Annotated in this window: 25 protein-coding genes; 7 read left to right on the top strand and 18 right to left on the bottom strand. The window is 45.1% G+C overall.

Annotation, left to right across the window (positions count from 1 at the left end; genetic code table 11):
* Nucleotides 1–64: 64 nt before the first annotated feature.
* The 3 genes from EI981_RS10970 to EI981_RS10960 form a co-directional block, all read right to left on the bottom strand.
* Complete coding sequence (locus tag EI981_RS10970) at nucleotides 65–2,494, bottom strand: glycoside hydrolase family 6 protein (protein WP_126998050.1); 2,430 nt, start codon at nucleotides 2,492–2,494, stop codon at nucleotides 65–67.
* A 623-nt stretch (nucleotides 2,495–3,117) separates the two neighbouring features.
* Nucleotides 3,118–3,723: a histidine phosphatase family protein gene (locus EI981_RS10965; protein ID WP_126998048.1), complete on the bottom strand. Its 606-nt coding sequence runs from the start codon at nucleotides 3,721–3,723 to the stop codon at nucleotides 3,118–3,120.
* Nucleotides 3,724–3,855: 132 nt separating this feature from the next.
* Nucleotides 3,856–5,667 carry a glycoside hydrolase family 30 protein gene (locus EI981_RS10960; RefSeq protein WP_126998046.1) on the bottom strand — a complete coding sequence of 604 codons (1,812 nt, stop codon included), beginning with the start codon at nucleotides 5,665–5,667 and terminating at the stop codon, nucleotides 3,856–3,858.
* Between the two features lie 304 nt (nucleotides 5,668–5,971).
* Between EI981_RS10960 and EI981_RS10955 the strand changes: the two genes are divergently transcribed.
* Nucleotides 5,972–6,673 (top strand): M50 family metallopeptidase, encoded by a 702-nt coding sequence (locus EI981_RS10955; protein WP_127004567.1) that lies wholly within the window; start codon nucleotides 5,972–5,974, stop codon nucleotides 6,671–6,673.
* A 187-nt stretch (nucleotides 6,674–6,860) separates the two neighbouring features.
* Here the strand turns inward: EI981_RS10955 and EI981_RS10950 are convergent, their stop codons facing one another.
* On the bottom strand, nucleotides 6,861–7,490 hold the full coding sequence (locus tag EI981_RS10950) for a hypothetical protein (RefSeq protein ID WP_126998044.1): 630 nt from the start codon (nucleotides 7,488–7,490) through the stop codon (nucleotides 6,861–6,863).
* A gap of 18 nt (nucleotides 7,491–7,508) precedes the next feature.
* On the bottom strand, nucleotides 7,509–8,093 hold the full coding sequence (locus tag EI981_RS10945) for a LysE family translocator (RefSeq protein WP_126998042.1): 585 nt from the start codon (nucleotides 8,091–8,093) through the stop codon (nucleotides 7,509–7,511).
* A gap of 117 nt (nucleotides 8,094–8,210) precedes the next feature.
* Between EI981_RS10945 and EI981_RS10940 the strand changes: the two genes are divergently transcribed.
* Nucleotides 8,211–8,768, top strand: coding sequence for a helix-turn-helix domain-containing protein (locus EI981_RS10940; protein WP_126998040.1), 558 nt, complete (start codon nucleotides 8,211–8,213; stop codon nucleotides 8,766–8,768).
* 68 nt (nucleotides 8,769–8,836) lie between these two features.
* Here EI981_RS10940 and EI981_RS10935 read toward each other — a convergent pair whose 3' ends face one another.
* From EI981_RS10935 to EI981_RS10910, 6 genes are all read right to left on the bottom strand, one after another.
* Nucleotides 8,837–9,259: a DUF1801 domain-containing protein gene (locus tag EI981_RS10935; RefSeq protein ID WP_126998038.1), complete on the bottom strand. Its 423-nt coding sequence runs from the start codon at nucleotides 9,257–9,259 to the stop codon at nucleotides 8,837–8,839.
* Nucleotides 9,260–9,340: 81 nt separating this feature from the next.
* Nucleotides 9,341–9,868 carry a GNAT family N-acetyltransferase gene (locus EI981_RS10930; RefSeq protein ID WP_126998035.1) on the bottom strand — a complete coding sequence of 176 codons (528 nt, stop codon included), beginning with the start codon at nucleotides 9,866–9,868 and terminating at the stop codon, nucleotides 9,341–9,343.
* A 15-nt stretch (nucleotides 9,869–9,883) separates the two neighbouring features.
* Nucleotides 9,884–10,552, bottom strand: coding sequence for a VOC family protein (locus EI981_RS10925; protein WP_126998033.1), 669 nt, complete (start codon nucleotides 10,550–10,552; stop codon nucleotides 9,884–9,886).
* A gap of 19 nt (nucleotides 10,553–10,571) precedes the next feature.
* Nucleotides 10,572–11,372 (bottom strand): aminoglycoside phosphotransferase family protein, encoded by an 801-nt coding sequence (locus tag EI981_RS10920; RefSeq protein ID WP_126998031.1) that lies wholly within the window; start codon nucleotides 11,370–11,372, stop codon nucleotides 10,572–10,574.
* A 78-nt stretch (nucleotides 11,373–11,450) separates the two neighbouring features.
* Complete coding sequence (locus EI981_RS10915) at nucleotides 11,451–12,833, bottom strand: sensor histidine kinase (protein ID WP_126998029.1); 1,383 nt, start codon at nucleotides 12,831–12,833, stop codon at nucleotides 11,451–11,453.
* A 1-nt stretch (nucleotide 12,834) separates the two neighbouring features.
* The gene (locus tag EI981_RS10910) at nucleotides 12,835–13,545 is read right to left on the bottom strand and encodes a response regulator transcription factor (protein WP_126998027.1); all 711 of its coding nucleotides are present in this window, start codon (nucleotides 13,543–13,545) and stop codon (nucleotides 12,835–12,837) included.
* 165 nt (nucleotides 13,546–13,710) lie between these two features.
* Between EI981_RS10910 and EI981_RS10905 the strand changes: the two genes are divergently transcribed.
* From EI981_RS10905 to EI981_RS10895, 3 genes are read left to right on the top strand one after another with little or no spacing between them, the layout of a single operon-like run.
* Nucleotides 13,711–14,622, top strand: a complete 912-nt coding sequence (locus EI981_RS10905) for an ABC transporter ATP-binding protein (RefSeq protein ID WP_126998025.1) — start codon at nucleotides 13,711–13,713, stop codon at nucleotides 14,620–14,622.
* The gene (locus EI981_RS10900; RefSeq protein ID WP_126998023.1) at nucleotides 14,622–15,371 is read left to right on the top strand and encodes an ABC transporter permease; all 750 of its coding nucleotides are present in this window, start codon (nucleotides 14,622–14,624) and stop codon (nucleotides 15,369–15,371) included. Before EI981_RS10905 ends, EI981_RS10900 begins: the two co-directional genes overlap by 1 nt.
* Before the next feature lie 48 nt (nucleotides 15,372–15,419).
* Complete coding sequence (locus EI981_RS10895) at nucleotides 15,420–16,151, top strand: ABC transporter permease (protein ID WP_126998021.1); 732 nt, start codon at nucleotides 15,420–15,422, stop codon at nucleotides 16,149–16,151.
* A gap of 87 nt (nucleotides 16,152–16,238) precedes the next feature.
* On the opposite strand, the gene EI981_RS10890 is transcribed toward EI981_RS10895, so the two are convergent.
* From EI981_RS10890 to EI981_RS10870, 5 genes are all read right to left on the bottom strand, one after another.
* Nucleotides 16,239–16,748, bottom strand: coding sequence for a YcxB family protein (locus tag EI981_RS10890; protein ID WP_126998019.1), 510 nt, complete (start codon nucleotides 16,746–16,748; stop codon nucleotides 16,239–16,241).
* Nucleotides 16,749–16,969: 221 nt separating this feature from the next.
* A complete protein-coding gene (locus EI981_RS10885) occupies nucleotides 16,970–17,239 on the bottom strand; it encodes a PQ-loop domain-containing transporter (RefSeq protein ID WP_126998017.1) in 270 nt (89 codons plus the stop codon).
* A 56-nt stretch (nucleotides 17,240–17,295) separates the two neighbouring features.
* Nucleotides 17,296–17,766, bottom strand: a complete 471-nt coding sequence (locus EI981_RS10880) for an NUDIX hydrolase (RefSeq protein WP_126998015.1) — start codon at nucleotides 17,764–17,766, stop codon at nucleotides 17,296–17,298.
* 158 nt (nucleotides 17,767–17,924) lie between these two features.
* Entirely contained in the window at nucleotides 17,925–18,344 is a 420-nt protein-coding gene (locus EI981_RS10875) for a MarR family winged helix-turn-helix transcriptional regulator (RefSeq protein WP_126998013.1), read from the bottom strand.
* A gap of 370 nt (nucleotides 18,345–18,714) precedes the next feature.
* Nucleotides 18,715–19,782: a branched-chain amino acid aminotransferase gene (locus EI981_RS10870; RefSeq protein WP_126998011.1), complete on the bottom strand. Its 1,068-nt coding sequence runs from the start codon at nucleotides 19,780–19,782 to the stop codon at nucleotides 18,715–18,717.
* 129 nt (nucleotides 19,783–19,911) lie between these two features.
* On the opposite strand from EI981_RS10870, the gene EI981_RS10865 reads away from it, so the two are divergent.
* Nucleotides 19,912–20,778, top strand: coding sequence for a LysR family transcriptional regulator (locus EI981_RS10865; RefSeq protein ID WP_126998009.1), 867 nt, complete (start codon nucleotides 19,912–19,914; stop codon nucleotides 20,776–20,778).
* 90 nt (nucleotides 20,779–20,868) lie between these two features.
* Here the strand turns inward: EI981_RS10865 and EI981_RS10860 are convergent, their stop codons facing one another.
* On the bottom strand, nucleotides 20,869–21,291 hold the full coding sequence (locus EI981_RS10860) for a nucleoside 2-deoxyribosyltransferase (RefSeq protein WP_126998007.1): 423 nt from the start codon (nucleotides 21,289–21,291) through the stop codon (nucleotides 20,869–20,871).
* 73 nt (nucleotides 21,292–21,364) lie between these two features.
* A complete protein-coding gene (locus tag EI981_RS10855) occupies nucleotides 21,365–22,186 on the bottom strand; it encodes a purine-nucleoside phosphorylase (RefSeq protein ID WP_126998005.1) in 822 nt (273 codons plus the stop codon).
* 417 nt (nucleotides 22,187–22,603) lie between these two features.
* Between EI981_RS10855 and EI981_RS10850 the strand changes: the two genes are divergently transcribed.
* Complete coding sequence (locus tag EI981_RS10850) at nucleotides 22,604–23,731, top strand: ROK family protein (RefSeq protein ID WP_227011792.1); 1,128 nt, start codon at nucleotides 22,604–22,606, stop codon at nucleotides 23,729–23,731.
* Nucleotides 23,732–23,761: the final 30 nt, after the last annotated feature.

Below are 23,761 nucleotides of genomic sequence, written 5' to 3'. Positions count from 1 at the left end.
ATTCTCACCATCTTTCATGGACTTAGGCTAACTTGAATGAATATGAGATCGGTCCAGTCGTTCATTAAGGCTCAATTCCCCAGACCAGCACGCCGTTCAGATACAAAGTGACATGATCCCAATCAGTGTAGGCTGTTTTTGTGGCGTCATAGGAATAATCATTACTCTCGTCAAAATTGGACCAGTCCGCCTTCGACATCCGCAATTGAATATCTCCCGACTGCCCTCCGGCTGCAATAGATCCGGCTGCAGCGCTAAAGCTCAGCTCGATATAGGTGTCCGCCTTCGTAGCGGATACTGTGCCAAAAGTATTAGTAATGTTGGCTGAACCTACCTGTGCCCAGTCGATCCAGGCATTAACGTCCTGATTGCCATCCTTCGTGAAATAGTAACGAATTTTAAGGTCACTTAAGTTCACAGCAGAAGTGCCGTTATTCTTGATATTCAATTGAGGCTTGATCTGATTGTCAGTAGCGCTAGTGTCCCCAACCCGATATTGAAGCACCAGACTGGACGTTCCAGTTCCACCACCGCTTGGCGTTGCTGTCACCTGCTCAGAATTCGCGCTCTCGCCTGCGCTGTTCACTGCGCTAACGACATAATAATACGGCGTGCCGTTCGTCAGACCCGTATTCGTATAGCTTGTCGACGTTACGCCGGTCGCTACCGTCGTGTATGGGCCGCCGCTTGTCGTAGCTCGCTTCACGTTATAACCTGTCGCCCCGCTTGTCGCTGCCCAGCTCAGCGTTACTTGCGCATTGCCCGCAGTAGCTGTTAATCCTGTCGGCGCAGCTGGTACAGTCGCTGTCGCTTGCGGCGTGGCTGTTACCTGCGCAGAATTCACACTCTCGCCTGCGCTGTTCACTGCGCTAACGACATAGTAATACAGCGTGCCGTTCGTCAGACCCGTATTCGTATAACTCGTTGCCGTTACTCCAGTCGTTACCGTCGTGTATGGGCCGCCGCTTGTCGTTGCTCGCTTCACGTTATAACCTGTCGCTCCGCTTGTCGCTACCCAGCTCAGCGTTACTTGCGCATTGCCCGCGGTAGCTGTCAATCCTGCCGGTGCAGAAGGAACCGTAGGTGTTCCACCGCCATTTGTTGGAATTGCCGGATATGCATTTTGAACCAGCTCTACGAATTGATTGTGGAACCAGTGTCCGGATACTGGAGCGTTTGGCAATGCACCTGTCAATGTTCCATTGGCATTGGTATAAGTTGGGTCACACATTCTATCGAAGCCTTTGCCTTCATTATTCGGAATTTCAGAGCTCGAACCGTCCGATTCACCTGGCGGCTTCACCCATACAAAGGCATCGAGATGCGAGTTCGGATAACCCGCAGGCGCAGCTTGCGGTGGTTGCCCAATACCAGCACCACTGGCATTACACCAGTTACCACGATGAAGACGTTTGTCGACTCGTCCGGAATCAACATATGCATTAACGGATGTACCACTTGCACTAGTTGGTCGGTTTGGTCCACCCCACCCGTTCCGGGAGGTATCAATCAGGAAGCCAATGCTGGATGGCCAGCCTTTGGCCACGAAGCCCGAATACAAAGCAGCGGTGAAATCAGCTTCATCGAAATATGGATTCCACTCATAATAAGTTGCTGATTTGATCTGATTGCCACTAATCGTCAAATTCGGATCAGGCAGATTCGGCTCTTCAAGTGGAGTTGTATTTGCTGTATTCGAAATAAATCCGTCCACACTGGCAAGTCCTGCAGCAGTCCCACTAACAACCGAGGTGAAGAGATCGATCGTCGGTTGACGGTTGCTGTCCCAGCCTAACCATCCGGAGTGGCCAATGTCCATGTAATTGTAGACATTAGGAATCGCATGCAGCTTATCGAGTGCATAACGCGTGGCATCCCGATAAATATTGCTGGAATTCGCTTGAGCGCATCTGGAATCGCTCAGATTCGTCACCAGATTCGGCAGCGAATCAGGCTCGATGATGGCAACGATACGGATGCTGGAATATTTCGGATTTGCAAAAATCCCGGCAATTCGGTCAATATAATCTGTCTTATAAGTTTGCAAGCCTGCGGCTGTCAAAGGCAGCTCCCCATTGGAAGCCAAGGCGTGACAGTCCCGGCCTGGCAAATCGTAGATTACAAATTGAGCAACGATAGGCGTACTTCCTTGCTTCTGAGCTAGTATAGCATCCATCGTCTGCTCCAGACTCTTCCGTCCACCATTCTCTGCACCGCCATTAATCGCCGCGATGCGGTCTAGCCAGACGGCTGTAGGATATGACTTAACGGTCTCCATCTTGGCCTTCAATGTGCTGTCGCTAACTTGAGCGATGGAAGTATCGATCAGCGCCGCGTAATCGGGGTTCACATACATCGTGGCACCCAGGAACGGATTGTCGACATGCGCTTCAGCAGCATAGCTCTTCTCTGCCCCAAAAGGCTGAAATAGCGTCAGCGCCAAAGCCGCGACTCCCGTAATCGCCACTAATCGTTTGAACAATTTCGAATTCATGGGATCACTCCTTAATTATTGATGGTTTGCGGTTCAATTCCCTAACTAGCGTACCGTCCGGTACACCGTCACTATTGTTCCAGTCAGCGGTCTACTGTGCCATGAAGGAATAATCGTCTGCTTCTCATCCTTGAATTTATTTGGCACCACCCCCTTTATTAGAGCGAAGGTTCGCTCCGGGCCTATGTGACAAAACATAAATAGTAGGCTAAAAGCTGTATGTTCCTAACAAGGCTGTATCTGGTATGAACTCTATGAATCTTTGAATGTAATGGAAAAAAGTTACGCGGTTAAGAGCATCATTTATCATTAGAATCCATTCAACGTGTCGTGATGCGGAGTTTTGGTATGCGCTTTCAATAAACATTGCATCTCTTTTGATGAAGAATGAATGAAAAATTTTCTTTTAAACCTATGTGATGGACAACAAAATAAAAAAATATATTTATGTAATAAAAAGTAAAACTTGCACCTTTATATTATTGATCTGCGTAGTATTTGTATAGTTGAAATTTTTCTGTAGCTTGGTTTAAAATCTTCTATCCCTAGGTGCCAATGGCTGCACACAAAAATCCGCGCCTTCGCGCGGACTCCTTCTTCTTCTGTATTTATTCTTAAGGATACTACAACAGTGAACAGCGAATTTGCTGTGCAGCTCCCTTTAGATGTAGGGCGCAATTGAAGAGCTCGCATCTCCAACCGATGCCACTGTTTTCTAATATAGTCACAGACGTATTATGCAAATGCTGGTTAGTATCCTGCTCAGGCACAAGGGATTTGACGGTTAAAGTAATCAATGCCCCATGACTAACTACAAGAATGTTCCTGCCCGGATAACTAGCCACAACATCAGAAATAAACGAAGTGCCCCGACTAGAAATAGATGGATCTGCTTCTATCCCCAATTCCAGGCTCTCCCATTCCTCTCCCCATCTAGCGATTCTCTCCCTCAAGGTCGTTCCTTCGGTTTCGCCTTTATGCATCTCTCTTAATCGCTGATCCGTATAAACCGGCAATCCGATAGCAGCTGCAACAATTTCTGCCGTTTCCTTAGCCCGCGACAAATCGCTTGAGAAAATATGATCCCATCCTTCTTCCTTCATACGTGCAGCCAACAACTGTGCCTGAATTTTTCCAGAGTCATTGAGCGGAATATCCGACTGGCCCTGTGCCCGTCTCTCCTTATTCCATTCAGTAATCCCATGCCTGACGAAGCAGATTCTAGTCAATGTCAAACCTCCCATCTCTACTATCTCCATTAATATTCTCGTTACTAATATTAAGTTCCTCTCCTAATTTATTGGAGAAAAGAGAAAAAGAGCATGCACGATGCACGCCCTCTTCAATAATTATTCTTACATCTACGTCGCGTATTTAATGGTCATCCGGGACACCTGCTTCTCCCAGGAATCACTACCCGATAATTCGATCTTCAAATATTGTGTTCCCGGCGGTGGAAGCTCTGTAGAATAATAGGTCTTCTGGTACCACTGGCTGCCGGTATAAACTCCCGGGGTGCTGGCATGAGCCAATTTCGTCCAATTCACCTGATCGGAAGAAACATAGAAGGCTATACCATCCCATACGCTGAACTGATACATATCTGCTCTAAAGGAACTGATATTGGGGAGGTTATATACGAAGCTCTCCGTCGTTCCATTCAGACGCTTTACCCGAGATCTATCACCATTAAAATAACCGCTATTGCTGGAGTCCATCACAAGTCCACTCGTATGGGAGGATGTCTTGAACCAATCGTCCAACTCATCAACAAGGGTCTGCTCTTGAGGAGCTGGTGGTGAGCCTTTCTGCCCGACAAAAGTAACAACGCTATGGGCTGGGATGATGGTCTGGAATTTGCCATTGCTAGCCGCTACAGCGGGCCCCTGGGCCAGATTCAATTGATCATCAGTCGTGTAAGGGGTCAACGTTCCAGCTGTAAAGCCGTTTGGAATCAGATTGACCTCTGCGGTCGCGTCACCAGTATTGAGCGCTACAATCGTAAACTTGTCTGTAGCAGGATCTTTATAAGCCGAGAAATATACATTGGATTTAGGATTCTCAGTCGCACCAATCCGGACATATCCCGGTTTAATAAATTTACTAAAATTCCCGAATGTATAATAACGCTTCGTCATCTTATAGGTACTGGTATCTTTATCAACATTAATCAATCCTTCATCATTGTCGCCGGGTATCGCCCCTGTCCAGTACATCCAGGCATTGACACCCGCCTTCGTCATGAAGTCATGGGTTTGCTTCGCGAATTTGAGACCGGAATTGATGCTAGGATCATAGGAATCCACCTTGGACACCTCGGTCATCCATACTTTTTTACCTTTAGAGACAGCCGTAGAGAACGGCGTAGTTGGAAGCTCCAAATTCAGAATTGGAATCGGGTAGTTATGTCCCCCAACGATGTCAAGTCTCTCGGCCGAGGCAGGGTCATTTAACGAATCCTTGATCAGATCCTCAGACCACCAGGAAGATTCACCAGCGATTACTCTCGTCTGGGACACGCCTTCATTAATCATCGCCTGCTTCAAATAATCCTTCAGGAACACCTGGAAGTTCGTTGAGTTCCACTCCGATGAATCCCAGGTGAGGAAGGTCATTGAATTCGGTTCATTGGCGATAGAGACAGCGTACAAGTCAAGATCAAATTGCTGTTTGTACTCTTTAATGAATTTGGACATCAGAAGCGCATAGTCGCCGTAATTCTCCTGCTTCAGATATCCGCCATGCGTCGTTGAATTGTTGGTTTTCATCCAAGCCGGAGGACTCCAGGTCGATGCGACCAGCTTGTCGACACCTCTTGCCTTGGCTTGCTGCATAACCCAAACCTGATCCGGTCTTACGGTAAAATCAAATTGACCCGGTGCTGGATTGAATTCGGCGAATAAAGCACCCCGAAGAATAGACAAGCCGATTCCTTGATCCTGCGTAAATAAGAGATCCATAATTTCGCTCCTCGCCGGCTCCTGCAGATCATATATCGCACCTGACCATCCAGCCTGGGAGACACCAAAACCGTCGATTTCCTGCTTTACGTCATTCCAATTGATGCTGACATCCGCAGCTGCGGCATGCGTGGTAAGCGGCATCGTCATTACTGTCAGAAGCAATGTGCTCATTACAGCGGCCATCAGCTTTCTAACCATCTTTGTCCTCATTTCAAAACCACCTTTGATTTAGAATGATGTGACTAAAATGCTTACGCGCCGATTATAAACGGACAACGAAAATGGAGACTACTATTCTTGTGACCTTATTCTAGCATTTTGGTGACTTCTTAATTTCTATACTGCTAGGAAGTAATAATTCATTAGTTCATCTCCTACTCAATGTTTCGGGATATACCGAAATTCCAGTCGCATTTTGCATATTTTCCCTTATAATGATATGTATCTGAGTATTTGTTTGTATCTTCAATAATATAAGCCTATGAAAGGATCCTCTATGAAAAATAAGTACGCTATGAATAAATGGCTTAAGGCATTGTTGTTTCTGCTAGGCGCTGCATTTCTGACCCGGTTGATTCCGTTCTCCGGCTGGTTTCGTATTCTCGATACGATGTTTCATGAGCTTGGCCATGCCCTGCTGACGTTGATCATGTCCGGAAGCGTACTGCGCATTGAGCTTAATCCGGATCATAGTGGAGTGACTTATTCTTTATTGCAACCAGGCTGGAGCCAGATTACCGTCTCCCTTGCTGGTTACATCGTATCCTCCTTATGTTCTATCGTCATGTTCTACGGCTATTACAAGCAGAAGCAAGGAGCTGGACTCATCGTGATTAGCTCGCTGGCCTTGATTACCATTGTATTATTTGTGCATTCGGGCTATGGGCTATGGTGGCTCCTCATTTTCATCCTATTAAATGTACTAATTTACTTCTTAGGAGAACGGGTCCGCAATTTCTATTACTTGCTGCTGGCCTTTCTCTGCCTCGAAGAATCAGTCGTAGGTCCAATCTTCCTGCTGGCACAATCTATCATCAGCCCTAGTCAAGCGGGTGACGCAACCAATCTGGCCAATATGACAATCCTTCCTGCGGTCGTGTGGGCTCTACTGTTCGTACTCATCGCATGCATCTGCGCAAGATTAGCGCTACAATTTTATTGGAAAAGCGGAAATCGGAGCTCTGGACTATCCACTAGAAAGAGCAAAACTATGTAAATCCTAAATTAAAGCATGGATATATCACCTTTTAAAACTGCGAAGGGGCGTCCCCAGGTCAATAAAGACTTAGGAGACAGCCCCTTCTTTCAATTCTATGCAACTTCTGAAGTTAAGAATTGAACATCCCCTCCTCGATATTTCTAACTCAGGCTGGGTCATGCCATAGTTGATCTTTAGAGTAATGCTATTTTCCTATCTCACGAATCTCTTCCAGGGCTATCCGTACATCTCGTTCCGGATTCAAGGCTAAGATCATCTCTTCACCGACGGTCTCACCCTTATAAATTTTTGCAACTACGTCAATAGACAGCTCTATTTCATAATAGTCCTCTGCCCAGTCTACATAATCCTGTGGAGCTTCATAGATCATTCCTAACAGAAATCGAGAACCGTCATCCAGTCCCTTGAAGTCTATATCGCCGCATCTCCATACTTGATCCCCAGGCTCTCTCCACAAGCAGAATGTAACGTCCTCCTTGCATAGTGCTTCGTCATTCAACCTACTAAGCAAGGAAGACGGTGTCTGCTCATAGATTCCTGGCCAAATCTCCCCATCATCCGTAGCATAAGGACTCATGTCTGATTCATGATCAAACCCCTTCACAATGACACCCTCGGGAGTGAATACGATATACATTTCGTCTCCTGCACCATTGCTTACTGAGGCCAGCGTGGCATCCTCATCCCACCGAAGGTTATATTTGTATCTGCGCAACCAATCCTCTGAACACAATATAGCATCCAGAATACTCATTGCGGCTATCCGTTGTCTCAACATTTCCGGTTCCATAAACAGTGTGGGCCAATTTCTCATACTCTCTTAACTCCCATTCTATTTAATCATGATTGAAATCGCACTATATACTAACATAATTGCCATAACTACATTAAAAATCTTCTGATGATTCAAGATCAACCTCTGAAACACGGTTCCGAATAATCCCCAGCTAAATGTACTCAATAAACCGATGGTCCCCAAAAGAAGTGCGAAAGCAAAATAGCTGGAATAACTATCATAATAAGGGAGAATAAAGGCGGAGACAACCGTTATGCCAAACAAGATCCCCTTCGGGTTAATAAATTGCAGCAGTATTCCTACTATGAATAAATTACGAACTTCATTGACACTTCTGGATTCATAATTTTTACTGGTAACTATTTTAAACGCTAAGTATAACATATAGGCTGCGCCAAAAATGGTCAATGGAAGCTCAATCACCGGCATGAATTTTGTAAGCAATCTATTAAAAATGCTGCTTAACAGAATAATTAGAAAAAAACCTCCAGCCACACCGCAGCAATACGATATGATTCTTCTCAAGCCAAATTTCTGCGCATAATTCATCGCTACAAAATTGTTGGGCCCTGGAGTGAAGCTAGTAATTACAACAAATAAAATAAAAGATAGCCAAGACAATGGATCTCCCCCTCGTTATGTATGCTATAATGTCTAAAATGGACAATATAACGTTTGTGCTTTTTATTATACAAATCGGTCGTTATATTGTAAACCAAAAAAAGAGGGTGTACTATATTGGAGGAAATTCATCTTGCTCTAGCCAAAAATCTGAAAGCAATTCGGGAGAAGGAGAAATTAAGTCTAGAGAAGCTGTCTCAATTAAGCGGAGTAAGCAAGACGATGATTGGGCAAATCGAAAGAGGAGAGTCCAGCCCAACACTGGCAACCATTTGGAAAATAGCGAACGGATTGAAAGTTTCCTTCACTTCGCTAATCTATAGTCCTCAGCCTGATGCGACAGTAGTCCGCAGCAATGAAATCCAGGTATTGTGCGAGGACGAAGGAAGATACCGGATATCTCCTTGTTTCCATTTCCAAGAGGACAAGCGTTTTGAAATTTATTCGATTGAGATTGATCCAAAGGGGATAGTTAACTCGGATTCTCACCGGGAAGGAACCGAAGAATTTATAACTGTCTTTGATGGAGAAGTAACCATTCGGTTAGGAGAAGCAGAATACACTATCAATAAAGGGGATTCCTTACGCTTTAAGGCCGACAGACCGCATACCTACTATAATCCAAGTAATACTTTAACTCGGCTAAGCATGACTATTTACTACCCTGTGAACTAGAGGCTAAGGCCCATTAAGAAGAAGAACCTCGCCTCTGGCATTGTTCCAGAGATGAGGTTCTTTATTTACTATGAATTCGGATAGGTTCTTTTCAAGAACTCAACAGATTGTTGGATCAGTTCTTTCAAGATCGTCACATCAATATCTGCTGTTTTGTTGATATAGACACAGGACTTTCCGGCCGTATGTTTTCCGAACCTCTTTAGTAGTTCCACCCGTCCAGAATCACCTGTGGCAAAATACAGACTCGTCTTCGCTTTCCTAGGTGAGAAACCTACGAGCGGAGCATCCCCCTCATGACCGGAGTCGTATTTATAATGATAACTTCCGAAGCCGATAATACTTGGCCCCCACATTTTCGCTTCATAGCCTGTCGTGTCCGTGAATATATCGAGCAGTTGATATGCATCTTCACGCTTTTTCACATTCTCAATGCTCTCGATAAATTCAATAACGCTACCATCGGTTTCTTTCGTTTTGAGTTCATACATAATTGGGTTCCTCCTAGGCGAAATCCAAATTCTTTTCGGTCATGACAAGCTGCAACTCAATCCTACGAATAACTTTACCGCTCAGTCCGCCATCTTTTTCTTCATAAACCAAATGCTGTCCTCCCAGCGGTCACCCACCTGCACGGCCTTTTCTTCTCTGCGAACAAATTCAAATCCATTCTTGAGGAGTACGATCTGTGATCCCATATTGGAAGGTGAAGTACCTGCATCCAAATGCTCTATCCGATGTCGGCCAAAGGCTTCACTCATAATAAGCTTCACAGCCGCTGTGGCATATCCCTTTCCGCCATGCTTCTGACCAATTCGATAGCCAAGCTCCGCTCTTCTACATCCTTCCTGCACAATATTAACTATATTTATCCGGCCGACCATTTCGCCTTCCTGATTCCGAATAACGTACATATAGCATAGATCCTGAAGCTGTTCTTCAATCAGGCTGTTTATGATTCCCTGGAAAATAGCAGGTTGATAATATTCATCCCCTCTCGAAGGGACGAAGGCTTCAAAAAAATCCCGGTTTTCCTTCTCAAATTCAAGAATTTCTTCCGTGTTCTCCTGCGATAGGAATTCCAAAGTCAGATTAGTCACCTATATTCCTACTCTCTATACTTCTATAACAGTAAACGTTGAATCCTCTGCAAAGGTAAGCCAGCCAATCCCTTGTATGGAAACTCGCAGCGGGTAATATTCGGCAGGCTTCTGATTCGAGAAGAACCAGATCCTCCCCTTCTTGACGACGATGAATAAGCCAAGCTCATCTCCCACCGGAGTAAGTCCCTCACTGTCCTCTTTCCAGTTAGGCAGACCGATCTCATTCAAGGTCCTCACAAACGGGATTACCTCTTCAGCAACTACACCGATCTCACTCACGCCGTTGATCTCACCGCTGTTATAAGAATGAGAGATCGCATTAGAGAGGTTATGACGAGCGATAAATTCAACAATATTGCCCGAAGGATCTTCGAAATATAACGAGTGGGCATTCCAGGAGGTAAAGAATACCTCGTCGTCTCCTTCTTCCTGAATTAATGGCACCCGGGACTGAATCCAACTCTTCGCTTCATGGAATTTATTCTCGGGAATATTCAACGCAAAATGATAGAATGGACGATCATATGCCTCCGTTGCCTCAAACCTGATGCGGGTCGCCCCTGCCTGTACCGTGAAAGTATCTTCCTTGTCTTCAACAAGCTGCAATTCAAGCACATCTTGATAGAACGACTTCGTTGCTTGCAGATTTGCAGTCAGCAATTCAAGTTTTTCTAGAATCATCCTTCTTCCCCCTATTTATCTATAAAGTTTTGCTTAGCCGTTTTTTTATTTCCAGCAGTAGTTCATTTTTTTCTTCTTCAGGTACCCATTCTACAAGCCTGGCAGCCGCAATCGGCAATATCCATGGATCAATATCTGCAAAATCTCTTCCTGTAACCATTAAGTAGTGCTTCAGATATTCATTCTTGATTTTTTTTCGTAGCATCTGGATTATCGTTCCCATAAATTTAGGGGTTCCTGGAGGCAACGCACCAAAACTTAATAAAATCACAGTCCTAGCGGCGTCCCCTGCCGGATGGCCGACAGCTCCGGTCATCCAGTCAATCACCCAATGCTGCTCGCCAAGCATAATGTTGTCTGGATGGAAATCACCATGACAAAGCTTGTAATCATCCGGTAATTCATACAAATAAGTAATGATCTTGTTCTTCTCTTCTTCAGTTAATAATGGTGCGGATTTAATGTTATAAGCCAGTATTTCTTTTTGCTTTCTCTTTAAATCCCTCGCTTCACATGCATGTAATTGAGCATGAAGGGAGGCAAGAATTTGGGCATATTTCTTCACAAGCAATGGTCTTCGAGTTATAGCATCAAGCAGCGATCCGCCGGATACTCGTTGAAAAATAATCCCCCGTCGTTCGTCCTGCCACAGCAAATCTAATGGCTTGGGGGTGTTCATACCCAGAGAATACACAAATTGGCTAACCGAAAATTCTATCTCTATAGCCTCATGGAAAATATCTTTCTTATACAGCTTCAGAATGCTGCTCTCATCAACCTCATATATATCCGCCGTCCGACCCTGACCGATTTGCTTCATAAATAAGTGTCACCTCTTCCATGATTATACATGGACATTATTGGAGGGAGAAGTCCTTTCTTTTCCGGATAAATCTTTTCATATCATGGCAGGTAGCTCGATGATCGCTTCCATTCCTTTACCTTCCCCGCTCATCAATAGCAACTGCCCTTGATGAGCCTTAGCTATTCGGGCAACCATCGGAAGACCTAGGCCATGCCCAGAATGGGCCGGACGTCGTCTTCTCGACGAATAAGGCAGCTCAAGCAGGTCAGAAAGGTCGTTCTCCGCTACACCGTGTCCATCATCCCTTACGATCAGTCGACAGACCTGTCCATCTGAAGAAGCATTGGTCTGCAAAATGATATAACAACCCTCAGGATTATGAAAGAGGCTGTTCTGCACTAAATTTGTAATCGCGCGAGTTAGCAGCTTTTCATCTCCATTGACCTGCAGTTGTTCTTCAGAAATATCCACATCCAGCATGAATTTATCCTCCAGCCCCTGATTCAGAAAATCGGAAGCAATCTGCCGGGCCAGCACCGAGAGCCGGAGTCTTCTGGGATGAAGCGGCTGCATCTCATACTCCAACATAGAGACGAGGTTCAAATCACTGACCAGGGAACGCAGCTTCTCGCCTTGCTGTCGGATAATGGCCGCTTGCTGCCGCTGATCTACAGGCATGACCAGACTATCCTCTAGATCACTCGCGTAACCCAGCACCATAGACAATGGCGTACGGATGTCATGAGATATACCGGCGATCCAGTTGGAACGCGCTTCATCTCTAGCTTTAAGTGCAGCATCCTTCTGCTCAAGCAATACGGATGTGTGGTTGATGCTCTGTGCCAAGCTGCTGAACATTCCCTTTGGCTCCACATATGCGCTTTGCTCATGGGCAAGCGAATAGATTCCGCGCAGAAGCGGTTTGATCGATTTAATAAGACGGGAGCCAATCAGAAGAGACAGCATAAGGGCGAGAAGTACATTTGCAATCACCATCATAACGATTCGGGAAGGTAAATTCTGAACCCATTCGACGGGAACATTAAATTGATATTTTGCCATACTTGTCTTCGGGAACCCGATCACAATCAATCCATTAGCATGCTCCCATACATACACGGGGTAATCCATTAAGTAATTGCGTGTAAATTGGGCTACCTCGGTAAGCGTATAGGATCGAGGCAGTGTGGCAGGTACATCGAAATCCCATACGACATCACCCTTGCCATTAATCAACATAGCCCAGGCCTCATTTTGCTCCAATAGCCGCTGACCATCTTCATGGAGGGAATACCCACTCGCATTTGATTGCAGGGCCACTGCTACCTTTTGCGTAATGCTGTCCGGAGACTGCCCCTCATTCATTCCCTTGAAGATCCAGACTCCCAGCAGTATAAAGTTTAAAATGAGTAGAAACACGGATATTACGATGGTTGCTCCAGCAAAACGGCGTAAAATACGAGCAGCACCGTCCATGTCACTCCTCCTTCACAAGCAGCTTATAGCCAAGCCCTCTAACCGTAATTAAATGGACCGGGCTGGAGGGATTTGTCTCAATCTTCTCCCGTATTCTTCGGATATGCACCATTAGCGTATTTTCATATCCAAAATAATCGTCCCCCCATACCGTCTGACATAGCGCATCACTTGTAATGATCCGCCCCCGTTCGCTATAGAGCTTCGCCAGCAACGCATGCTCTTTGGCGGTTAAGGCCTGTTCTCCTCGATCGCTGCGCACCACTGCGCCTTCCAAATCAACGATACAATCGCCGAGCCGGAAGACCGGCAAATGCTCTACGGCTGAAGAAGCATACACTCGCCGCAAAATTATGTTAAGCCGTAGTACAAGCTCACGTGGCAAGAACGGCTTCACCATATAGTCATCTGCCCCAAGCCCGAGACCCAGCAGCCTGTCTTCATCTTCACCTCTGGCCGACAGAAACAGGACGGGCATAGAGGAGAAACGCCGGATCGAAGTGAGCAGAGCAAAGCCATCGCCATCAGGCAGCATAACGTCTAGAATCGCAATATCCGGCTTGTCCGATCGGCAGATTTCCAGAGCCTCCTTGCAATCCGCCGCATGAAATATACGGAAATAGCCTTCCTTGCGTAAAAAGCGATCCACCATTTGGCGGATTTCATACTCATCCTCGACGATGAGCAATTTCTTATGTTTCAAATCTTCCATGTGTTCATCACCTATTGCCATTATAGCAAGCGAGCACTGGCGATTCAGCAAAGATGGCTTATACTTCTGCGATTTAAGGTTCTCGTAAGGTAGTCTTCAGGTTGAGGAAGGGTCCCCCTTGTATGCTGAAGCTGTGAACAAGAAAATGGGATAGGAGAGAAGTCAATGAACACAATTATCTCAACGCGTAACCTTACGAAATGCTATGGGAGCATCTCTAGTGTCAACAATGTGAATTTATCCGTCTACGAAGGTGATGTATATGGATTTCTAGGACCTAACGGGGCAGGAAAATCGACCACGTTGAAGATGCTCCTTGGATTAGTCCAGCCGACAGACGGCAAGGTCACCGTCTTCGGCAAAGATTTCAGCAAGAACCGCCGACTTATACTTAGTCAAACCGGCTCACTTATTGAATCGCCTTCTTTTTACGGGCATTTGACCGGCTATGAGAACATGCGGATCATGCAGAGCCTGCGTAATGTCCCAGATCGGAATGTGAACGAGGCGCTGCAAATTGTCCGCTTAGAGAAACAAAAGGACAAGAAGGTAAATCAGTTTTCGCTAGGAATGAAGCAGCGTCTGGGAATTGCTATGGCTCTGATCTCGTTTCCAAAACTGTTGATCCTCGATGAACCGACGAACGGGCTTGATCCGGCGGGGATCGGAGAAATAAGGGAGCTGATTCAATCCCTGCCGCATCGGTACGGCATAACCGTGCTGATCTCTAGCCATCTCTTGTCGGAGATCGAGCAGATCGCTAACTCGGTGGGCATTATCAGCCAAGGCAAGCTGGTATTTCAAGGGAGCATGGATCAGCTCCGTAGTAAAAGCGAAACCCGTATCGCCCTGAAAACGGAAAATAACGCAGAAGCAGAGCGTATCCTGCTTAATCAAGGGCTGTCACCGCTGCTTGAGAATGGCTACTTGACTCTTAGAGGGGTCGAGGATAACGAAGTGGCCAGAATTAACAAAACCCTTGTGCATACAGGGATAGATGTCATTCGAATAGAAGAGCAGAGAAAAAGTCTGGAGAACCTCTTCCTGGAAATGACGGGAAAGGAGAGCAGCCTCTAATGAGCATACTGGGCCTGGAATTTTATAAGCTGCGAAGAAGACGCGTGTTACTAATGATCGCTTTGTTCCTTAGTGTAGAGTTAGCCTGGCTCTTCCTTTCTACAAGCATCTCCCTCTCAAATAATCCAGATTTGGCAGGATGGGAAGGGCTCTTTATGACAGCTGCCTCAATGAACGGGCTATTCTTCCCGATCTTGTCCTCTGTGACCGTATCCCGAGTCTGTGATATGGAGCATAAGGGCAGCACCTGGAAGCTACTACTCACGGTCTCCATTACCCGTGGCCGGATCTATGCCTCCAAGTTTTTATGTGCCTCGGCCCTGATGCTGCTCGCCATCTTGCTCGAATCTGCTGCGCTCATTGGCTTTGGGGTGATGCATCAATTCGAGTTGTCCACGCTGCTTCCTTTGTTAATGCCGTTTTTAGGGGGAGCTATTTTGACGAATCAGGTAGTCATTGCGCTGCAGCAGTGGCTGTCACTATCTATTAAAAATCAGGCCTTCAGCCTCTGCCTCGGAATGATCGGCGGGTTCATTGGTATGGCGGCTCCATTGTTCCCAGCCGTGGTTAGACGTATGTTCGTCTGGTCTTACTATACTGGTCTATATCCGATCACTTACGATTATTCGGATTCGATCATGCGGTTCGTGACACGACCTGTTGGATTTCTGCCGCCGGTTTTTCTCTTCATCATGGGCGTCACGATATACATCATTGGCAGTATCCACGTATCACGGCAGGAAGTTTAGAAGTAGTGTCTTATACCGCTGAAGAAACCACATTATAGGAGGACCATTATGTTAATCAGATGTATCCGGGCTGAGCAGCTCAAGCTGCGTCATTCCCGCATGTGGCTAATTCTAGCCGCACTGCCTGTCCTGGCGGTGTTGATCGGCTGCGCTAATTATTATTTGAACCAGAGCGCTTTAAAGAATGGATGGTACAGCCTATGGACGCAGGTAAGTCTGTTCTACGGCGAGTTCTTCTTGCCTGTACTCATTGCTATCTGCTGTGCTTATGTGTGCAGACTGGAGCACTTGAATAAAAATTGGAACATGGTGATGAGCGCCCCTGTCTCTGCTTGGCACGTATTTATCTCCAAACTGGTTATTGTGAGCATTCTTATACTGACCGTACAGATGCTATTTCTAGCGCTCTACTGCAGTGCAGGCTTGCTTCTTGGATTACGGCAGCATTTCCCGCCGGAGACCTTCGGCTGGATTGCCCGCGGCTGGGTTGCTTCGACCATGCTCAGCGCTATCCAACTCTTGTTATCGATGCGTATCCGCAGCTTCGCTGTACCTATCGGTATTAGTGTGTGCGCTGTATTTATCGGATTGGGGATGTATGTTCTGAAGATTGGCTTATATTTTCCTTATTCGCTATTGACGATCGGGATGGGGGTATTGAGCCAGGAGAGCTTAACCGTTGCAGACACTATACGATTCTTTATAATGAACTGCTTGTTCACCTTATTGGCGTCCGCTATTGCAGTCCAGCTGCTGAAGAACTCGGATGTAACTGCATAAGTCATTCATTTTCGTTTCCGCAAAAAAATCACCCAGTTCTCAGATAGAAACCATCCGAGGCTGGGTGATGTTTTTAAGACACTGTAATTATTTTATCCGTAATTTATTACTTTCCAGAAATGATTGAAGAATTGTCTTAAGTCTAGCAATGTCCACGGCGTTTTTAGAAATGAGTACACCTTGATTTTTAGCCAGATAGACAATAATCAGATGCTTCGACTCGGTTACCTTAGCAACATCATTCCATGGAATCAACGAATCATTCGAATCTATCGTCATCTGTATTCCGTCCTCGGATAGGGTGAGGGTCTGTTCATTCTTCAACATCCCGCTAGACTCGAACACCCGTCTTGCCTTATAAAGAGTTAGCAACCACATGAAGAAAGTCAGAGCAAGGCTAACAACAATGCCTATTGGCGCCTTCATCAGCATCACATTAAAATCGGAGCTTTTGATCCATGTAGTTGCTGTAAACACCAAAAATATGAACAAACTAAGGAAAATCAATTGATTCTTAGAATGAGCCAAGGTTAATGACTGGTATTCTTTGTAAGAAATCGAGAAACTAAATTTGTAGGGAAGTTGCTTTTCTGTCATTTACGAAGTATCTCCTTTAAATTCTGCATTTCTTTTATTTTAATCTGCATCTATCTCCCCTGCAATCCCTCTCTTAAAAGATCGACGCCTGCCAGCACCTCGCTCCTATTCTCGGCATCGTTTACATAGTTTCTGGCATGGATAAGGGCTGGCCTCAACGATTCTACCGAATTTCCAAACTGGTGGATCAACAAGATATATTCCGATTGTTCTTCGTCTGATCATCTATTTCTATATCGAAGAACAAGCATTATTACAAATAGCACCACTAATAAAGATAGACTGTTCGTCATTAAAAATGCAATCCCAGAGCCGTTACCGACTAAATCAATGGCATAAATCTCCATGAGTCCTATTCCCAGTAACATAAACAAATAGGATTTCAGACTTAAATCCCTGACGGACTTCGTCTTCATAATCTGCAAAATCTGAGGAATCCAGCCGATGGCCAGAATAACTCCGCCGATGAGTTGCAATATTGAGAAAATCACTATTCAGCACCACCCTGCAGGTTGATGGGTTCAAGATGGAATAGACATATTAGCTTTTATTTAGCCGCTCGAAAAATTTGCTCTAATTTTGGACCTAATTCATATAATTTCTCCCGAATATACGGTTGTGTACTGGCAGGCACTTCCGACAAGCTGTAAAACCTCGCCTCAATGACTTCAACACCATCCGGGACGATTTCCCCTTCAAATTCAGTACAAATGTAGCCGATGATGACATTATAGTATTCATGCCCATTTCTCAGTTTCGTATATAGCTGCTTCCCTGAGAATACGTCGAATAATTGAAGCTTCCCCAGATCAAGGCCTATCTCTTCTTTCGTTTCTCTTCTAATACACTCTTCAGTCGACTCTCCAAGTTCCATCAGTCCCCCCGGGATCCCCCAGGAATCGTCATGATACTTCACTAATAAAATCTGCCCAAATTCATTTATAATTGCAGCGCTCGGCCTCACTAAGATCAAAGGTTGATTCCCTACCTGCTTTCTCAAATCCTCAACATATCCCATAAGGACACCTCCAATATGTTATTAAATATATTCCTGGCACTTTAATTTCATCCTTTATTCAGCAAAAAAGACAAATCGCTACCTCTAGCGACTTGTCTCAGGTGTAAATGGTCCCCATATTTAATCCATTAATCCTACGATGACCCCCCTTGTTCTGTTCAAGATTTCGCTCCTGAAATTTTCCCAAGCAAATAAACTAGCAATTGCTGATTATGCGTTGAGATTCGATCAAGAATGCTGTTGATGTATGTATCCCGAATGGAGACTCCGCGCTCGAGTTCTTCTTTTCCCTTCTCCGTAATGGATACCCATACGATCCGGCGATCGGCCTCATCGCGCTCTCGACGAATCAGTTCACCGCGTTCCATACGATCCAGCAGCATCGTTACGGCAGCAGGTGTAGTAGAGAGAAACGGAATAAGATCCGAAGGCTTCAAGCTGTAATTCTCATGCTGAATCATGACTTCCAGAACGCTCAATTGCGATGTTGTTAAGGAAGGTGCAAGATGGTCTTCCATATGGGTCTGAAAATCTTTCATGATCCTTCCAAGTAATTTGACAAATTCCTCTGTATGCAATCCGATCCCTCCCTAGGTTGAACTCCAGTCAATAACTCTACTCTTAAAAAATATATGGATATCCCGCTTATTATCGGAATATATCATGCATTTGTGAATTGATGATCGCTTGACCAACAAGTAACGGGCAGACGTAATAGATGTGGAATGATCACAATCGGGTGTAATTTATTTTTTCGACATTCATTTTCAAAATCCTGCCATGGGACAGAAAGTGGTTCGTCACTATCCAATTATTTCTTATCACAATGCCCTTCCGGGTTATCTAAGATTAATGCCGTCCAGACTGAAATGGGCAAAAAAAAGGCCGCCCCTTAGGCAGCCTGCTCCAATCTCTTTATTTTATGATCGAATAAATTCACGAATTCCTTCACCCGATCAAATATCTCCAGTGAAGAGGATCGTCAATTTTGCCTTGCTGTATTCCTGTAATCGAATCATACAGTCTACCGGAAACTTCTCCGATATGACCCTCAGTGATCTGAATGCTCTGCTCCCCCCACTTCATCGCGCCGATCGGGGAGATGACCGCAGCGGTTCCAGTTCCGAAGGCTTCCTCCAATTTTCCTTGCCGATGCGCCTCGAACAGCTCCTCGACGGTAACTTTTCGTTCTGTCACAGGAATTCCCCAATGCTTCAGCATCGCAATGACCGAATCCCGTGTGACCCCTGGTAGAATACTTCCGTTCAGCTCTGGTGTAATAACCTCGCCATCTACCTTGAAGAATACATTCATACTTCCGACCTCTTCGATATAACGCTGCTCAATGCCGTCTAGCCACAATACCTGAGAGTAGCCCTGTCGCTTGGCCTCTTCTTGCGCTTTGATGCTCGAAGCATAGTTGATCGAAGTCTTAGCCGCACCGGTTCCGCCACGAACCGCCCTAACATAATGATCCTCTACATAGATCGATACTGGCGCCATCCCGCTGGAATAATAGGCCCCAACCGGTGAAGTAATGATGAGCAGTTGATATTCCTTCGCTGCGCGTACACCAAGGCATGGCTCAGTCGCAATAATGAACGGACGAATATAGAGTGAATTCTCCACCCGCTGCGGAATCCAGTCACTATCGATCTCAACCAACTTGCAGATCGCCTCAAGCATCCATTCTGGATCAACCTGAGGAATTCCTAATCTATCACAGGACATATTCATGCGCTGGATATTCTTCTCCGGTCTGAACAGATTGATCTCTCCGTTCATTCCCCGGTATGCCTTCATACCTTCGAATACTTCCTGCCCATAGTGAAGCACCATTGCTGACGGCTCCAGGCTTATAGGCCCATAAGGAATAATTCTAGCATTTTGCCAGCCTCGCTCTGACGTATAATCTGCAACGAACATATGGTCACTAAAATATTTGCCGAAGCCCAGTTCCCCTTCATTTGGCTTGCTCTTCGGCTGACTAGTCCGAATTACTTGTAGCGGTTCCATGTCAAGCGCTCCCTTTCTTAGGTACGGTAGTTATTGTTAATAACTATAGCGATTTAATCTCTATTGATCAATAATATGGTATCGATTATAATCATAGAAATTATCTATCGATAGGAGGTGAGCCTGCTCATGGAACATCGATTACTGGAGTACTTTCTGGCCGTATGCGAAGAGCTTCATTTTACGAGGGCTGCTGAGAAATTGGGCATTTCCCAGCCTACATTAAGTCACCAGATACGGCTGTTGGAACGCGAGCTAGGAGCCCCGTTATTTCACCGTTCTGGCAAGAAGACATTACTCACCCAGGCAGGTCAAATTCTACTTGGTCATGCCCACCGAGTGATTAACGAGATTAAGCTGGCCCGGCTTGAAATAAATGAACTATCCGGACTGCAGAGGGGGAAGCTGCGAATCGGCTGTTCTGGCAACCATTTATTAACCGATGCCTTGGTCGCTTTCCATCGCCTCTATCCCGGAATTGAACTGACTGTGACAGAGCTTGCTACTGAGGAGACAAGAGATGGCTTGTTGCACAATCATCTGGATGTAGGTGTCGTATTTCTGCCCCTATTCGATGAACAGTTGGGTTATCGTCCTCTCTATGATGAAGAATTGGTGCTGGCAATTTCCAGCAGCCATGAATATGCTACTTGCTCCAATATAACGATTCAGCAGTTGGCCAATCTCCCACTTGTACTATTTCCACAGAAATTCCTGGTCCGGCAGATGATAGACTCCGCCTGTGCCGAGCTGGAGATTCAACTAAATCCTGTAATGGAGCTCTCCACCCTGGAATCCCAATTACATATGGCCGAGCAAAATGTAGGTGGTACGATTCTGCCCAAATCCTATGGCAAGACCGTTGTTAGCGACAAGGTAGCCATTATTCCCCTTGCCGATCCCGCCCCACGAAAAAAGGTAGGTCTTGTCTACCGCAAGGATACATTGGAGAGTTCGATCATCCGTGCTTTTGTTGACCATTTAATTTCCTTTTAGTAACAACTTAATTGAACCGTAATATCTGTAGGTCAAATTTTTAGGGAGTGTCAATGTTGACACTCCCTAGTCATGTTTTCTAGCTGATTATTACAACATCTCGCCTGAATAGAAAGAGCTGGGTAGTTTATCAAAGTCATAATCTACAAGCTCTTCCAATGTGATATTAGCATGGGCTCCTTCATGAACCATCAGGTTGCTGTTCTCGCCAACATGAATTAGAATCACGGGTTTATCCGTCGCATAAGCGTAGCCAAATTCCCAGGCTGTTCCCGTGTCCGAATAGTTACCATGATAAATGCCTACCACAATTTCAGACCATTTAATATATTTAATATCGGTCATAAAGGTTTCAATCGACCACTGCCGTGAACCGAACTCAGCATTTTCATTATTTTTTCGAAATGGTGAGAAGACGTTCATGCCTTTGTCGGCTAAAATCTTCTCTACCTGTTCTAGAACTGCAATCTCTTTATTATTAAAAAATGGACTGGCGAGATATACCCTTTTCATCTTCTTGTTGACCTCCGGTACGATGTATTCTGTATAGGCCCTTAAGGCATGGGAGATCCCTGTTCTTCGCCTACTATTCCATTTTTTCTAAAATGCCTTTAATTAATGCAATAAAATTCACTCTAACCTTACCAGCCACTTCAATCACTTCTTCATGGTTCAGAGGCTGATCTAAAATGCCACAAGCCATATTCGTTAAGCAGGATATTCCGAGCACTTTCATATTTCCATGGACAGCTACAATCGCTTCTGGGACGGTCGACATACCCACTGCATCGGCTCCCATCGTACGGATCATACGAATTTCAGCTGGAGTCTCGTACGTTGGTCCGCTCCACCATGCATAGACACCCTGTTGTATTTTCATGTTAAGGTCATTAGCTACTACCTCAGCAAGATGACGTAAACCAGGGTTGTAGGTTTGAGACAAATCTGGGAAGCGAGTACCCAATTCATCGTTATTTGGCCCGATTAACGGATTCGTGCCGACCAGATTGATATGATCCGTAATCAACATTAAATCCCCTGGGTTAAAGCTAGTATTCACCGCACCGCAGGCATTCGTAATCATCAGATTCTCGACGCCTAACGCCTTCATGACACGCACTGGAAAAGTGACTTCATCTAAAGTAAAGCCTTCGTAATAATGAAAACGCCCCTTCATAGCAGCTACTGTCTTCCCCTTCAACTGTCCGATCACCAACTCGTTAGAATGGCCGACGGCAGAAGATTTTGCAAAATGAGGGATTTCAGTATAAGGAATGGTTACAGGATTTTCGATATCGTCAGCCAGTGTTCCCAAGCCAGAGCCTAGAATCAAACCAATGGTAGGACGATGGTTAATCTTACTCATAATGAAATCTTTTGCTTCCAGAATTTGTTGCGTGTTATGCATGAATCCTTCCTCCTTAGAAATGTTGAACGAATTATGATCTTGGAAAACTTAGAGCAAATGACTCGTCATACTAGCCTAGAACTTTTCATCACTGAAAGTTTAAATGACTCTGCGGATAAAGTAAATAGACTAAATCTCATTTTGATAAAAAGTTAATGATAAATCATGATCATACTCATGAAAAAGTACGATATAAGCCGTATTTTTATCAAACCGAGCTAAAACTTGCCTGGTGCACACTTCTTCTTTTTTGCAAAATAGAGTAAACTACTCATAATTTAATGATTAAGAATGGAGTTCGGAAGGATTATGCTAAGGCAATTTATGGGTATAACGTCTCAAAAGACGAAAAACTTAAAAGTTCTATATGGTTTAATTCGTCAATGGGGTCCGATAGGAGTAAAAGCACTTTCCGAGATGACGGGATATAAACCTACAACCTGTGCTCGTCTACTGGACGAACTTGTCCATGTGGGACTGATTCATGATAGCGGCTTAGGGGAATCCAGCGGCGGACGGAAGCCGTTAATGTATGTAATCCATCCTGACGCCTTCTATTTAATTGGCGTAGAGATCAGCAATTTATATACTACCGTATTGCTTCTCGACTTAGATTTAACTATTCTTGGGACGGAGAAGTTAAAAATGAATTCGCAATGCACGGCGCAATATACATTGGATTATGTGTCCCGGTGTATTAAAGAGCTGCTTGCCAAGCACAATATCCCAACGGATAAAATGCTGGGAATTGGTGTTGGAGTCCTTGATCCGGTAGATCTTGAGCGAGGAATCATCGTTGATCCGCATTTATTTCCTGCGGATGGTTGGAATGATTTCAACATCGTCGAATACCTAGAGAAGAACAATGATACCCTCGTATTCCTGGATAATGGAACAAATTTAGCGGCATTGGCAGAATACCGATTGAAATATTGGAAGGAAACAGATAGCTTGGTTTTTGTCTCTAGTGACATGGGAATTCGCAGCAGCATGATCATCAAAGGTAAGCTTGTCCATCAAATCAATGAGATGGATGATGCTCTAAGCCACATGATCATCGATATACATGGACGGCGTTGTTCCTGCGGTGCCTATGGGTGTCTGCAGACATACAGCAGCCTGCCGGCCATTCATCACGAAGTCATTCACCGGCTCAAACGGGGCCAAGGATCTATTCTTCAAGAAAGTATGGAAGATGTGGACAAGGTAGACTTTCACCACATTTTGGAGGCAATGGATAGAGAGGATTCGCTTTGTCTGGAGGTTGTGAAGGAAGCCGCTTATTATTTTGGCATAGGTCTAGCTAATCTTATCTTTTTGCTGCGTCCCGATATCGTCATTTGTGGTGGAACGCTTGTACCTAAACCACTCTTCTACGAAGAAGCATCAAGAATTGCACATGAACGAGTGGCTATTTATCCTAACTGTCATGTAAAGATTGTTCAATCCTCTACAGCCTACAATATTGTGGCCCAAGGAGCCGGGTGCATGGTATTAGATCATTTCACGTCTACAGATATAAATAATCCCGGTACAAACATATAGGTGAATATAACACAAAGAACCTTCATGTCC

Origin of the sequence: Paenibacillus lutimineralis, assembly GCF_003991425.1 — a bacterium.
Lineage (GTDB): Bacteria > Bacillota > Bacilli > Paenibacillales > Paenibacillaceae > Fontibacillus > Fontibacillus lutimineralis.
Note: the sequence above shows the minus strand (reverse complement) of the source record. Positions and strands in the feature narration are given on the sequence as shown.

What these genes read in the sequence shown, in the direction of transcription:
- EI981_RS10905 (WP_126998025.1), top strand. Translation starts at nt 13,711, where the DNA reads ATGAACACAATTATCTCAACGCGTAACCTTACGAAATGCTATGGGAGC.
- EI981_RS10955 (WP_127004567.1), top strand. Translation starts at nt 5,972, where the DNA reads ATGAATAAATGGCTTAAGGCATTGTTGTTTCTGCTAGGCGCTGCATTT.
- EI981_RS10900 (WP_126998023.1), top strand. Translation starts at nt 14,622, where the DNA reads ATGAGCATACTGGGCCTGGAATTTTATAAGCTGCGAAGAAGACGCGTG.
- EI981_RS10880 (WP_126998015.1), bottom strand. Translation starts at nt 17,766, where the DNA reads ATGGGATATGTTGAGGATTTGAGAAAGCAGGTAGGGAATCAACCTTTG.
- EI981_RS10960 (WP_126998046.1), bottom strand. Translation starts at nt 5,667, where the DNA reads ATGAGGACAAAGATGGTTAGAAAGCTGATGGCCGCTGTAATGAGCACA.
- EI981_RS10855 (WP_126998005.1), bottom strand. Translation starts at nt 22,186, where the DNA reads ATGCATAACACGCAACAAATTCTGGAAGCAAAAGATTTCATTATGAGT.
- EI981_RS10865 (WP_126998009.1), top strand. Translation starts at nt 19,912, where the DNA reads ATGGAACATCGATTACTGGAGTACTTTCTGGCCGTATGCGAAGAGCTT.
- EI981_RS10890 (WP_126998019.1), bottom strand. Translation starts at nt 16,748, where the DNA reads ATGACAGAAAAGCAACTTCCCTACAAATTTAGTTTCTCGATTTCTTAC.
- EI981_RS10895 (WP_126998021.1), top strand. Translation starts at nt 15,420, where the DNA reads ATGTTAATCAGATGTATCCGGGCTGAGCAGCTCAAGCTGCGTCATTCC.
- EI981_RS10925 (WP_126998033.1), bottom strand. Translation starts at nt 10,552, where the DNA reads ATGATTCTAGAAAAACTTGAATTGCTGACTGCAAATCTGCAAGCAACG.
- EI981_RS10910 (WP_126998027.1), bottom strand. Translation starts at nt 13,545, where the DNA reads ATGGAAGATTTGAAACATAAGAAATTGCTCATCGTCGAGGATGAGTAT.
- EI981_RS10920 (WP_126998031.1), bottom strand. Translation starts at nt 11,372, where the DNA reads ATGAAGCAAATCGGTCAGGGTCGGACGGCGGATATATATGAGGTTGAT.
- EI981_RS10915 (WP_126998029.1), bottom strand. Translation starts at nt 12,833, where the DNA reads ATGGACGGTGCTGCTCGTATTTTACGCCGTTTTGCTGGAGCAACCATC.
- EI981_RS10950 (WP_126998044.1), bottom strand. Translation starts at nt 7,490, where the DNA reads ATGAGAAATTGGCCCACACTGTTTATGGAACCGGAAATGTTGAGACAA.
- EI981_RS10935 (WP_126998038.1), bottom strand. Translation starts at nt 9,259, where the DNA reads ATGTATGAACTCAAAACGAAAGAAACCGATGGTAGCGTTATTGAATTT.
- EI981_RS10850 (WP_227011792.1), top strand. Translation starts at nt 22,604, where the DNA reads ATGACGGGATATAAACCTACAACCTGTGCTCGTCTACTGGACGAACTT.
- EI981_RS10870 (WP_126998011.1), bottom strand. Translation starts at nt 19,782, where the DNA reads ATGGAACCGCTACAAGTAATTCGGACTAGTCAGCCGAAGAGCAAGCCA.
- EI981_RS10860 (WP_126998007.1), bottom strand. Translation starts at nt 21,291, where the DNA reads ATGAAAAGGGTATATCTCGCCAGTCCATTTTTTAATAATAAAGAGATT.
- EI981_RS10970 (WP_126998050.1), bottom strand. Translation starts at nt 2,494, where the DNA reads ATGAATTCGAAATTGTTCAAACGATTAGTGGCGATTACGGGAGTCGCG.